This is a genomic window from Methylobacterium longum (assembly GCF_022179385.1).
In the GTDB taxonomy this organism is placed as follows: domain Bacteria; phylum Pseudomonadota; class Alphaproteobacteria; order Rhizobiales; family Beijerinckiaceae; genus Methylobacterium; species Methylobacterium longum.
The window spans coordinates 20,356-33,088 of sequence record NZ_BPQS01000039.1 but is presented as its reverse complement, the minus strand read 5'-3'; the positions used below and the strand labels follow the sequence as shown (position 1 = coordinate 33,088).

Genomic DNA, 12,733 nt, shown 5'->3' with positions numbered 1-12,733 from the left:
GCGCCAAGCGTCGGCGGCCCGGTATCAACGCGGGGCGCGACGCACGGCCGCCATCGCCTGCGATGAGGATACCCGATGGACATCATCAGCGAGGCGACCGACACGCCCGGGCAAGCCTCCTTCACCCCGCCCATGCCGCCGCTGGCGCCGGACCGCGTGGGCGCTCTCGGCGTCCTGCACGGCCTGCGCCGTAACGCCTACTCCGCCTTTCCGCACCGGTGCCGCGAGCAGGCGGTCCTCGTGCTGCCGATGTTCGGCCGCGATGTCGTCGTCGCCTCCGGTCCGCAGGCGATCCGCGACGTGCTGGCCACGCGTCCGGAGCTCTATCGGCGAATCGCGGCCGGCGACCGCATCTTCGGGGCTCTCATCGGACGCGGCGTCGCCGCCAGCGAGGGGCAGGCTTGGCGTCGGCAGCGCCGGACCCTGGCGCCGGCCTTCACACCCCGCACCGTAACCCTGCTCGCCCACCACATGGCCGCCTGTGCCGAGGCCACGCTCGCCCCGCTGGAGGCATCCCGCGGGGCACCGGTGGATCTGCTCGGCGTCATGCAGGACCTCAGCCTCGGGGTCGCCTGCACGAGCATGTTCTCCCTGGTGTCCGGCACCTTCGGACCGCAGCTGCGCGGCCTGCTCCTGTCCTACGCCGGCGGCATCGGACGGCCCCGCGCCAGCGACTTCATCCTGCCGCACTGGGTGCCGACGTTCACCACCGTCCGCCGCTCACGCTTCCGCCGGCGCTGGCGGGCTCTCATCCTGGCGATCATCGCGCAGCGCCGGGCCTCTCACCCCCCGGGGGCGCCGCGCGACCTCTTCGCCCTCCTGGCCGAGGCCTACGGGAACCGGGACGAGGATCTCCTGGCCGACGAGGTGTCGACGATGATCTTCGCCGGGCACGAGACGACGGGCCTGACCCTGTTCTGGGCCTGCTACCTGCTGGCCAACGCGCCCGCGTGGCGCCGCGCCATCCGGCGGGAGGCGCGGCGGGCAGACCTGTCCCCAAGCGGGGCCGCGTCGGCTGTCGGCTCCCTGCCGCGCACGCGCGCCGTGGTGGATGAGGCGCTGCGGCTCTACCCGCCGGCCTACATGACGGCGCGCCAGGCGGTGGCGGACCACGACCTGGGCGGTGTACCGGTCAGGCGCGGTGCCATCGTGCTGATGCCGTTCACCCTGCTGCACACCGATCCGCGCCTGTGGGCCTCCCCCGAGCGCTTCGACCCCGGACGATTCCTCGGCTCCGAGAAGCCTGATCGCCACGCATTCCTGCCGTTCGGCGCGGGGCCCCGCGTGTGCATCGGGGCGCAACTGGCCACTTCGGAGGCAGTGCTGGTCCTGGCGCGGTTGCTGCGGGACAACGACCTTGTCCTCGACGATGACGGCCCGGTAATGCCGGTCGGCTCCTTCGCCACGCGGCCGAACCGATCTCCCACCTTCCGCCTGCTTCCGACCGCGTGAGGTCTGGCGGCGCGGGAGACCTTGTGCGCAGCGTAGAGCCGGCGTTCCGGCCGATGACGGCCCGCGTGACGATGCCCGCGCGCACGCTCCCGATCGGACCATGCCGCGGGCGACCGTCACGGTGGCGGGCGGCGGATCCCGGCAGGGGCGAATGCCTCGTGACGCTCGCGAAGCTTGAACGCAGAACCCCCGCGCGGCGTATCCCGGCGCGATCACCGGGAGCGGACGGCGTTCGACCGCGCCTCGCCGGCCGCATGGGTGCGCCCTCTCCCAGCCCGAGGCCGGGCAGCGGAGAACCGAACGCGGGACCGGGCGGTATAGAGCGCCGATACGACCGGAACGACCGCCGAGCGCTGCGACAGCATCGGAGCGGGACGCGGCAAGCGGGGCGACGGCGCAAGCCGCGAGGGCGCCGCGCCGGTGAGCCTCGAGAAGCGCCGACGACGTCCGATCTGCGCCGCGCGTCCCGCGCGACTGCCAAGCCCCGAACGATCAGGCGCGCAGAGAGTCAGAGGTGAATCAGCGGCATGACCGAGGCGCCGACGTCCGCGTTCGAGGCGCCGCCGAGTGGTCCATGAAGCGCGAAGCGGTCGGGCACATCCGGCCCGGGCCAGCATGTTGGTTTCGGATCGAGCCCTGAGAATGCGCGGGCACGCTTGTCCCGCCCCTCTCCCGCCGAAGTCAGCGATCCCCGGCGCGACCGGAAGCGCCCCGGACGTCTGGCCGCCGAACCGGCATCGCCACTTCCGTTCGGTCACGCGGGCGACGACGCGAGGATCGGCGTCACCAGCGACGACCGATCCGCCCCGTCAATCAGTTTCAGAATATTCAGCCGATGATAAGCATATCTTGAGGTGCGAAAACTTACATTCCACGTCGACAGCCCCGTTTTAATTCTCGCCTCGTAGAATGCGCAGTATCGCATGAAGGCTGCCCATGCCGCTGTCCTATTCCGCACGCCTGCGGCGCGATCTGCGCGACTGGCAGGAGCGCGGCCTGATCCAGCCGGAGCAGGCTGAGCGCATCGCCGCTCACGCCCTCGCGGCCCGCGGCCTGCGGCCCCTTCAGACGGCCCTGGCGCTCTGCATCCTCCTGCTCGTGGCGCCGTCCGTCATCGCCTTCGTGGCGGCGAACTGGTCCGCGATGTCACCCCCCGCGCGGCTCGTCGTGCTCGTCCTCGCCGACACCGCGGCGGTGGCCGGCACCTATCTCGCGGCCCGCCGCCTCAGCCGCGATCGCATCAGATCATCGCGCCGGGTCGTAGATGGATTGGCGACGCTATCCCTCGCGATCGCGGCCGCCACCCTCGCACTGGTCGGCCAGACCTTCCACGTGGCCGCCGATCCCCGGGGCTTCGCCGTCACCGTCGCGATCCTCGGCGCGGCGACGGCGCTGATCACGCGCTCCGGCGGAGCGGCCATCGTCGCCTGCATCGCCCTCATCGCGGCCGATGCGGGCTTGAATGGTCTCGATCTCGGCTCGTTGCGGGGTGAGACCGGTTCCGGAGCAGGGCTCTGGTTCTGGACTTTGGGCCCAGCCCTGTTCGTCGCGAGTCTGACCGGCTGGCTTCCGGCCCGGGAGTTCACGCTGCTCCTGCTCCTGATCGTGCTGACCAATCACCTCGGGGGCGCGCCGGCGGGCTTGACGGTCCTCCTGCCGCCGGACCGGATCCTGACCGTCGCGGCGCTCGCCCTCGCCTTGGGGCACCTCCTGTCCCGCGTGCCGCCGCGAGGAGGATGGCCCCCTCGCCTCCACGACGGCGCCCAGGCCCTGGCGCGCGCCGCGGTCGGACTCAACCTGATCGGCATCGTCATGGTAGCCGTTCGGACGCTCGGCTTCGGCGGTGCGCGACCCGCCTTCACGGTGGCCCTGGCGTTTGCCGCGATCGCGCTCGCTGCCTTCATCCTGGCTCGCCGCCGGTCGCCGGCCCGGGCGACACTCCTCACGAGCGATCTCCTCGTCCTCGCGGCATCCGCCCTGGCGCTTCTGGTGTGGCTCATCGCCGGCGCAAGCCGGGAGCCCTCGACGTTCTGGACCGTGTGGGGCGGCATCGTTCCGGCGCTCACCCTCGTCGTGGCCGGTGAGCTGGAGGACAGGCGCGAGCTGTACGGCTGGGGCTTGGCGCTGACCGCCGGTCTGACGGTCGGCATGCTCGCCGCGTCCAGCAATCTTATCGCCTTCTCGGGTAACCTGCTGCTCTGCGCGCTCCTGGTGACCCTCGCCCTGGTGGCCTGTCGCTGGGCTGCCCGGCGCATCGACGGGAGAGCCGCATGAACGGTCTCGCGCTCGGCGCGGCTTTCGCCGGCCTGCTCGCGATCCAGGTGATGCCCTCGCTGCATCTGGCGTGGCAGCAAACGCAACGGCTGCACGACGGGCGCTCCGTCCGGCTTGCCGTCGAAACGCGAGATCCGCGCGACCTGCTGCGCGGCGAGTACAGCGTCCTCGCCTACGAGATCGGACGGCTCCAGGGTCTGGGCGTACGATCACGGCCGCTCGGCTGCGATCTCGATGCTCGCGAGAGCTGCCGCCTCGAGACCGGTCGGGTCGTCTATCTCAGGCTCGCCGCCGATGCCGAGGGCATCCACAGGGCGGAAGAGGTGCTGTTCGAGCCTCCGCAAGAGGGTAGCCTGTTCATCAGGGGCCAACTGGGTTCGGCCACGCTTGCCCGCCAGGGGGCTCCCCTGGGCATCCGAGCCAGGCCAGGCGGCCAGCCGTCCGAGCCTGCGACTTGCCAGCGTCCCGCCTGTCTGACCGGCGCCGTGAGTTACGGCATCGAGCAGTGGTACGGAGCGCAGGGCGATCCGGCCAAGCTCGACCGGACAGCCCGCAAGGACGTTCTCGTCGAGGTCCGGGTTGCCCCGGATGGGCGGGCGGTGCTCGACGGTCTCACGGTGGCGGGGAAAGCCTTCGCCAAGACCGCGCGCCTCTGGTGAGGATCTGTCACGCGCGACGGAGCTGGGGGCGTGGGACGCACAATCATGCTGCGAGGCCGTTTCGCAGAGAAGAACTGCAGAAGGCAGCGATCCCTCGCTTGTTCAGGTTGTCTCGTTTGCATCAGAATCCCGAACAACAACGAAGCACGGTTGTCGCGCCACGAGGCTGGATCTCCAGGCCTGGACATCCGCCGCCCTTTCGGCAGCGATGAAGGAAACGGACGTCGCTGCGATGCGCGCTCACGCCATGTCCGAGGCGCGAGCCTATTCGAGCCCGCGAACTGAGAGCCGGCTCGACCCCATCACGCCGCTCCTGACCGTGATCCTGGGACGCCCGCGGCGGCAAGCCTCGACGGAGCACGCCGCGCGAAGCCCGAATACCCTCTGCGAAGCCTCCGCTGCGCCCCGGCCCTCCAGCGTGAGGCGCGACTGGAAGATCGGCGGTCTCGGCGCCGGTGAAATGCGAGATTCCGCGATCCGACAGGTTCGAGGCGAAGATCTCTGACCGTCGCAAGTCCGAGCCGCTGACGGAGCCGAGCCGCGAGGGCCCGGTGCCCCTCACCGCGGCACCGGATCCAGTTATTTGCACCGGATCCCAGGTTCCGGAGGTTCTCGCGGCGCAGCGCCCCGTCCCGGCCGCGCGACCGCGTCAGGTGCAGGCGATCGTGGCGGACGGGCGGATCGGCATGCCCGAACCATCGGCGATGGGTGCGAAATCGCCGGTTTCCGGCTGGCGCACGAGCAGCACGCCGTTGCCGATGCCGAAATGGGCGCCGTGGATCTGGAGCCGGCCATCCGCGACCCGCTCGTTCACGAACGGGAAGGTCAGGAGGTTCTCCATGCTCTGGCTGACCATGGCGTGCTCCATCCGGGTCAGGTAGTCGGGCGCGCTGGAATCGCCCGCCTTCGCCTCGGCCGGCGCCACCAGCGACACCCACTTGCCGATGAAGTTGCCCGGCGAGAGCGGCTGCGCCTTGTTGGCGTAGGCCTTGATGCCCCCGCAGGTGGCATGGCCGAGCACCACGATGTGCTTCACCTCCAGCGCCTGCACGGCGAACTCGATCGCCGCCGAGGTCCCGTGATAGTCGCCCCCGGTCTCGTAAATCGGCACGATGTTGGCCACGTTGCGGATCACGAACAGCTCGCCCGGCCCGGCATCGAAGATCGCCTCCGGCGCAACCCGGCTGTCACAGCAGCTGATCACCAGGATCTCGGGTGCTTGGCTGGTGGCGAGATCCTTGAAGCGGCGGCTCTCCTCGGGAAACCGGGCGGAGAGAAACGAGCGATAGCCTTGCGTCAGGGCAGCGGGGAACATGGTGTCTCCGATCAGGTCTGAGGGTGGTTCTGAGCATGCGTTCCCGCATGTCGCTTCGCGGAATGTCTCGGAGGCCTCGAGCGATCTCGCGTGAAGAGGCCGGGCGTGCGCAGCCGCAACCGCGCGCTGTGCGGTTGCAGACTTCGCGCGACGGTCTGCCGGACGTCACAGCTCCCCGTCGTCGCATCGTTCTGCCGGCGACGCATCACCAAGGGGCGGACCGTGCCGTCGAGAAGGTGGGAACATGCACGAAGGCTGCGCGCTCAGCAGCGGTTGCCGCCGGCGGTCTGGCCGTATCGCTTGAGTGAGCGGGTCTGCGGGTCTGCGTTCCCCGCGGTGCCCGAACTCACCGGACAGGCATCGTAGAAGGGCAGGTCGACCACGGTGCGGAGGCCGGGGGTGTAGACGTCATAGGGTGTGACGCCGGTATGGCGGGCGCCGATATCGTGAGCCAGAGCAGACGGGATCGGAGCTGCGCCAAGGGTAAGTGCGGTGACGACGGCGGCGATACGGGTCTTCATCGTGGCTTGGAGTCTCACTTGTTCAACACTCCGCCTATCCGGGCGTTTGCTGGCCCAACAACTTCGGCGAAGTTATGACGTTCCGAGTTCACGGTGCTGTAACGCACATGCGATGTCGAGTCGAACCGTATCCTCGATCACGCCGCGTCAATATGTTATTTTGCATTCAATTTTTCTTCAGATCCACTTGGAAGAGGCGCGGGGATAAACGCCTAACCGTGACGTTTCGTGGTAACCGAGAAAATGCAACGCCGCGACGGCACGGGCCCATCGCGTGTGTCCGGGGACGTCTCACGCGCCGCGCTATGACCGCCGCCACCCCGCGGAGCGACCGGCCCGACGTGACGGCAAGGGACCGGTTCGCTGGAAGATCGACGGAGCTTAAGAGCGGGCGGTATCCCAAGCAGAGTTCGAATCGACCAGACCTGGGCAGCTGCGGGCTCCGCTCTACACCAGCATCGGCGGGGTGGACCTGCCATGCTGAGTGGAAAGGATTGCGCGTTGCGGGCAAAACCTCGGGTGGCGTTGGGCCTGCAGGGCGGTGGTGCCTACGGCGCCTATGGCTGGGGCATCATCGATCGCCTCTTGGAGGAGCACGTCGAGATCGTGGCCGTGAGTGGCGCGAGTGCCGGCGCGCTCAACGGCGCCGCCCTGGTCACCGGTCTCGCCACCGGTGGCGATGCGGCGGCGCAGGCGGCTTTGGCGCGGTTGTGGCGAGCCGTAGCCGACCGCTCGCCGCTGCGGGGGCTGGATCTCCTCGGCGCATCCGGACCGCTGTTCGAGCCGTTCCTGAACCGATCGTTGGCGTTCGGCCGTGACTTCGCCGCCTATGTGTCCCCGTTCCTGCCGGCCTTGCGGAGCATGCAGCCGCTGCGGGCCGTGGCGAGCGCGAGCCTGGATCTCGACCTTCTGGCGCGCCAAGACCATCTGCCGCTGTACGTTTCGGCCACCGACATCCTGACCGGCGCCCCGCGCCTCTTCTCCGGGGCCGAAGTGACCCTCGACGCGTTGATGGCCTCAGCCTGCCTCCCCGAGTTGTTCGACGCGGTCGAGATCGACGGCCGGCGCTACTGGGATGGTGGCTATTCGGCCAACCCGGCCCTGGATCCACTGGTGTTCGGCGATCACGGCGCCACCGACCTGATCGTTGTCCAACTCACGCCCTTCGAGACCTACGAGGTCGGGATGCTGCCCTCGGAGATGGCATCGCGCGTCAGCGACATCAGCTTCAACGCCTGCCTGATGCGGGACCTGAAAACCTTGACCGAGTTGCAGGCCTACGCCCTGGCGGCGGAGCCGCGATCCGAGCGGATGCGGGCCATCGCCGCCATCAACATCCATCTCCTGCAGGCGCCCTGCTCGCTGGCCGGCGGCGGCGTGAGCAAGCTCGACACGCGCTGGTCGACCCTCGGCGGCCTGCGCGATCTGGGGCGGGCGACGGCCGAGCGCTGGCTGGCCGGAACGGGGGCTGCGATCGGCGAGGAGTCCAGCCTGCGGGCCGGCGGGGCGGCTTGAACTGCTGACCGGCACGGCGATGGAGGTGCCGGTCGACGAACCGGGTACGCGAAGGCCGACGATGCCGGGCTCGCCCTCGCGCAGGATCAACGCCGAGCCGGACGCACCGGGCGCGACCCGGCAGTCTTGGTCGAGCAGCGGCAGGGAAGACGGCCCGTAACGGGCCCGGCAGCCGCGGACGACGCTGACGATCTGGTTCGCGTAGGATCGTAGCCCGCGTGGACGATGCCCGTCAGGACGGTGGCGCCGGTGCCTGGGCCGATGGCCCGGCTCAGGCCCAGCGGTTTGCGGGCTATCGAGCCGGCAAGCTCCACGACGGCCCAGTCGCGGCTGAGATCCTCACGGGTCGTGGCGAACCGGTCGGCATCCGGCTTCGCGCAGGCCCTGGCGATCGCGTGCGCGGTGTAGCGGCCCTGCTCGTACCCGGAGAGAAGTGAACGTCGGCGGCGTCGGCCCGGCGCCGCCGTGCCCCGTCCCAGCGACACTCGGCGGCCGTGAGCGCGTGACGCGGGCCGACAAGCGTCGTCGTGCAGTGGTTCCGACCTTCGGGACCCGTGAGGACGTTCAACCTGCCCACGGTGGTCAACGGTCAAGCATGGGGATCGGGTTCGGGCGTGGGGGCCTGCGGCCCCGGATGGTTCAGGGACTGCGCGTGCACGACCGATGTGGCGACGAAGCCGAGGGCCGCGCAGGTCAGGCGTTTCGATACCGAGCGCATGCCGGATCCGATCGGTCATCCCGGCGGGCCGTGCATCCTTCTCGCGGCACGCCGCCCGCCGTGCAAATGCGTCTCGCCGGCACGCGGCAGCTCCCACGAAGCCCCCGCGGTTCCCGGACTCCGCCCACCGCCGGGACGAGATCGGGACGACCGCGTCGCACGAGGCCGAGCCTCGGGGCGGGAGCACCGCTTCGATGACGCACGAGAACGAGGGGCCTTTCGCGCGTTAGGCTCACGGAACAGTCGCAGCATCCGCGATCGGTGGCCGGCTCACCCGAGCCGATTCGCCGGCGCCTTCCAGATCAGAGTCGCAACATGACGAGAGCAACCAACGCCCGCTTCGGGCTGGCCGTGGTCCTGATGACCGGCGTGATGGCGGTGGTTTCGCCGGTCGTGGCCCAGGAGACGGCCGCTCCGGGCAGCCTCACCAAGGTCGCGGGCTTCGCGCATCAGGTCACCGGCATCACCGTGGCGCGGGACGGGCGCATCTTCGTCAACTTCCCGCGCTGGAGCGAGGACGCGCCGGTCTCGGTGGCCGAGCTGAAGGACGGCAAGCCGGTGCCCTATCCGAACGACGCGTGGAACGGCTGGCGCAACGCGAAGGCGGACGCGCTCGATCCGAAGACGCATTTCGTCTGCGTTCAGAGCGTGGTGGCCGACGGGCAGAACCGGCTCTGGGTGGTCGATGCTGCAGCCCCGGCGATGGCGCACGTGGTCAAGGACGGTCCCAAGCTCGTCGGCATCGACCTGAAGACCAATCAGGTCGTGAAGACGATCCCGTTCGACACCAGCACGGTGCTGCAGGCCTCGTACATCAACGACGTGCGCATCTCGCCCGACGGCAAGACCGCCTACCTCACCGATTCCGGCGCCGAGGGCGCACTGATCGTGGTGGACCTCGACGGCGGGACGGCCAAGCGCGTCCTGTCCGGCCATCCCACGACCATGCCCGACGCGAGCGTGACCGTGCAGTACGACGGCAAGCCCCTGCGTCGTCCGGATGGCCGCGGCGTGGAGTTCTCGGCGGACGGGATCGCGCTCTCGCCGGACGGCCGGACGCTGTACTGGCAGGCGATCAAGGGCAAGACGCTCTACAGCCTGCCGACGGATGCGCTCACCGGCTGGGCCGCGTCGTCGTTCGTGCCCGAGATGCTCAGCGACAAGACCCTGAGCGGGAAGATCGTCACGGTCGGCGAGAACGGTCCCGCCGACGGCCTGCTGATCTCCCGCGCGGACGGGCGGATGTACGTGACCTCGCCGCAGGACGATTCCGTGAAGGTGCGCGACCTGTCCGGCCGGGAAACCGGCCTCACAACCCTGGTGCAGGATCCGAAGCTGCGATGGCCGGACACGCTCAGCGAGGGCCCGGACGGCACGATCTACGTGACGACCTCGCACATCCAGGACTCGGCCGACTACAAGCCCGGCGCACCGATCAGCCTGCCGACGGAACTCTGGGCCATCAAGCCGGGGCCCGGCGGCAACCCGGCCGCGACGGGTTCGGCACCCGGCCGCTGAGGCGGCTCCGGGCGCCCGTCATCGGCGCCCGGCCCGCTCGAGCGCGCGGCCCCGAAACGGAGCGCCCGCTTCGCACGCCCGTACGGCAAGCCGGACTCGGTCGCGCAGCGTCATCGCGTGTGCTCGGAACGGAGGCCGTCGCTTTCCGGTAGCGTCGGCATCCAGGCGGCTAGTCCCGCCATCGATCAACCCGGTGGCCGGCGATGACTGAAGGCGCGACCCGCCCATCGATCGAACGGCCGGCATCGGCCGTCGCGACCCCGGCGGCGACCGCCCTCGTGGTGGCCGACATGATCGGTGTCGGGGTGTTCACCAGCCTCGGTTTCCAGGTGACGGACATCCAGTCCGGGTTCGGGCTGCTGCTGCTCTGGGGGATCGGCGGGCTCGTCGCCCTGTGCGGGGCGTTCAGCTACGCCGAGTTGGCCACGATGTTTCCCCGATCGAGCGGCGAGTACATCTACCTCACACGCGCCTACAATCCGGCCGTCGGCTTCATGGCGGGCTGGCTCTCGGCCACCATCGGCTTCGCGGCGCCGGTGGCGCTGGCCGCGATGGCGTTCGGGCACTATGCCAGGGCCTTCCATCCGGCGGCACCGCCGCTGCCGCTCGGCCTCGCGGTCATCTGGATCGTCACGGCCATCCGCTTGACGGGCGGGCGCTTCGGTGAGGCGTTCCAGGTCGGGTCGACGCTGCTGAAGCTCCTGCTCGTCGCGGCGTTCATCGCGGCTGGTTTCGCGGCCGGGGACGGGCAGCCCGTCAGCTTCGCGCCGAGCGCCTTCGACCCGGCGCAGGTGTTCAGCGCCGGCTTCGCCGTCAGCCTCGTCTTCGTGATGTACGCTTACTCAGGGTGGAACGCCGCGACCTACATCGCCGGCGATCTGGCCGATCCGCATTACAGCCTGCCCCGGGCCCTGTTCCTCGGGACGGGCCTCGTCATCGTGCTCTACGTCGCCCTGAACGCCGTGTTCCTCCGCACCACCCCGTTGCACGAGCTCGCCGGACAGATCGACGTCGCCATGATCAGTGGCCGGCACGTCTTCGGCGCGGATGGCGCCCGCGTCGTGGGTGCGGTGATCTGCGTCGGCTTGATCCCGACGATCGGCGCGATGATGTGGATCGGCCCGAGCGTCACGGTCGCGATGGCCGAGGATGAGCGGCTCCTGCGGTTGTTCGCGCGGCGCACGAGCGGCGGCGTGCCCGCGGCCGCGATCCTCCTCCAGTGCGGCGTCGCCAGCCTCCTGCTCCTCACCCAGAGCTACGAGGCCGTGCTGCAGTTCATCCAGTTCGGCCTCACCCTGTGCTCTTTCCTCACGGTGCTCGGCCTGATCAGGCTGCGGATCCTGCGGCCGGACCTGCCGCGGCCCTATCGCGCCTGGGGTTACCCCGTCACGCCGATGATCTTCCTCGGCGTGACCCTGTTCATGCTGGTCTATCTGGTCGTGGCGCGACCCTTCCAGTCCCTCGGCGGGCTCGCGGTGATGCTCCTGGGCCTCGCGCTGTACGCCGTCTGCCGCGCCTACGGGCGGAGGTGATCACCGGCCGGAGGACGCGTCGGGCCTGGACGGTTCGGGCCTGGACGCGTCGGACTTGGACGCGCGCAACACGTCGAGGCGGTATTGGGCGGTTCGCGCCTGTTGGAAAACTCGTGCGAAGCCGCGTGCGCCCGCGATGAAGCCCTCGGCCGCATCGTCGCCGGAGAGGGGATAATGGGTGACTCCGAGCCAGTGGACCAGAATGATGTCCGCCTCCGGCAGGATAGCGCCCTCGACCCGGGCGACGAGGCGGGCGAGGTCGGCGCGGTCGAGATAGTAGGCCACCTCCGAGATCACCACGAGGTCGAACTTCCCGTCCGGCCAGGCGCCGGGAACGGCGGCGAGTTCGAAGCGCGCATTCGGGCAATCGGCGCAGCGTGCCCGGGCCGCGTCGAGCACGGAGGGAACCACGTCGAGCCCGATCAGCGCGTCGCAGCGCCGGCAGAGCTGACGGGTGAAGACGCCGATGGAGCACCCGGCGTCCAGGGCGGACGTGTAGTGGGCGCGCGGCAGGGCCGCGAGCGTCGCCGCATACTTGTCACGCTCGTAAGGGCTGGTGGCGAACTTCCAGGGGTCGGATTCGGTGGCGTACATGCCCTTAAAGTAATCGGTATCGAGGGTGGTCGGCCGCCGCCCCGACGGGGCCCTCGCCGGGCTTCCGGACTCCATCGCCAAGCCTGCGGATCCTTTGATCCCGAGCAGGGTGGCGGTAGCGGCAAGGCTGCCGGATCGGAGCATGAGGCGGCGTGAGACTGTCCCGCGGTGACGCACGATACACCTCGGGGCGCCGGTCACTGTAGGCCGAGGGAACCGAAGGTGATCGGGACAGTTCCGGGCCACGGCGCCGAGGATCCGGCGAAGACCGGCCCGTGCGGCACCGGTCCGGGCCTGCGTAGATCGGGCCGGCGGGGATGACGCCGGCCCCATCGGCGCCCTACCTAGGTTGGGTCCATGCGCTCGCCTCAGAGCGGATCTGATCCGGAGGACGTTCCCGATGCGACACCGATCGGCACTCGCCATGATCGCGCTGCTCTGCGCTGCGGACTCGGCGCAGGCCCAGACAGTTCTGGCCCCGTCGGGTGATTCGGCCGTCACCCAGCCGGGGGGCACGGAAGGTCGCGCGGCGCAGCGGAACCTCCGCGAGGCGATCCGCAACGGCGACGTCGTCGGCGCCGTTCCCGGACCGCCCCGGCGCGCAGCGGACGAACCGGTCCCTCTCCGCGAGGACG

The 12,733-nt window shown here is 69.9% G+C and carries 9 protein-coding genes; 6 read left to right on the top strand and 3 right to left on the bottom strand.

The window, feature by feature from the left end; translation table 11 throughout:
• The first annotated feature begins 75 nt into the window (after positions 1-75).
• The 3 genes from MFF58_RS23875 (at position 76) to MFF58_RS23865 (ending at position 4,385) form a co-directional block, all read left to right on the top strand.
• Complete coding sequence (locus MFF58_RS23875; protein ID WP_238291503.1) at positions 76-1,452, top strand: cytochrome P450; 1,377 nt, start codon at positions 76-78, stop codon at positions 1,450-1,452.
• 936 nt (positions 1,453-2,388) lie between these two features.
• Positions 2,389-3,726: a DUF2157 domain-containing protein gene (locus MFF58_RS23870; protein WP_238291502.1), complete on the top strand. Its 1,338-nt coding sequence runs from the start codon at positions 2,389-2,391 to the stop codon at positions 3,724-3,726.
• Positions 3,723-4,385: a GDYXXLXY domain-containing protein gene (locus MFF58_RS23865; protein WP_238291501.1), complete on the top strand. Its 663-nt coding sequence runs from the start codon at positions 3,723-3,725 to the stop codon at positions 4,383-4,385. The genes MFF58_RS23870 and MFF58_RS23865 overlap by 4 nt, the downstream gene beginning before the upstream one ends.
• Before the next feature lie 649 nt (positions 4,386-5,034).
• Here MFF58_RS23865 and MFF58_RS23860 read toward each other — a convergent pair.
• Together MFF58_RS23860 and MFF58_RS23855 are read right to left on the bottom strand one after the other, a co-directional pair.
• Complete coding sequence (locus MFF58_RS23860) at positions 5,035-5,700, bottom strand: carbonic anhydrase (protein WP_238291500.1); 666 nt, start codon at positions 5,698-5,700, stop codon at positions 5,035-5,037.
• Positions 5,701-5,963: 263 nt separating this feature from the next.
• Positions 5,964-6,221 (bottom strand): hypothetical protein, encoded by a 258-nt coding sequence (locus MFF58_RS23855; protein WP_238291499.1) that lies wholly within the window; start codon positions 6,219-6,221, stop codon positions 5,964-5,966.
• A gap of 501 nt (positions 6,222-6,722) precedes the next feature.
• Here MFF58_RS23855 and MFF58_RS23850 point away from each other — a divergent pair.
• The 3 genes from MFF58_RS23850 to MFF58_RS23840 all read left to right on the top strand — a co-directional run bounded on the left by MFF58_RS23850 (position 6,723) and on the right by MFF58_RS23840 (position 11,504).
• Positions 6,723-7,736: a patatin-like phospholipase family protein gene (locus MFF58_RS23850; RefSeq protein ID WP_238291498.1), complete on the top strand. Its 1,014-nt coding sequence runs from the start codon at positions 6,723-6,725 to the stop codon at positions 7,734-7,736.
• Positions 7,737-8,769: 1,033 nt separating this feature from the next.
• Complete coding sequence (locus tag MFF58_RS23845) at positions 8,770-9,972, top strand: L-dopachrome tautomerase-related protein (protein ID WP_238291497.1); 1,203 nt, start codon at positions 8,770-8,772, stop codon at positions 9,970-9,972.
• A 203-nt stretch (positions 9,973-10,175) separates the two neighbouring features.
• Positions 10,176-11,504 (top strand): APC family permease, encoded by a 1,329-nt coding sequence (locus MFF58_RS23840; protein WP_238291496.1) that lies wholly within the window; start codon positions 10,176-10,178, stop codon positions 11,502-11,504.
• Here the strand turns inward: MFF58_RS23840 and MFF58_RS23835 are convergent, their stop codons facing one another.
• Entirely contained in the window at positions 11,505-12,098 is a 594-nt protein-coding gene (locus MFF58_RS23835) for an SAM-dependent methyltransferase (RefSeq protein ID WP_238291495.1), read from the bottom strand.
• Between the last annotated feature and the right edge of the window lie 635 nt (positions 12,099-12,733).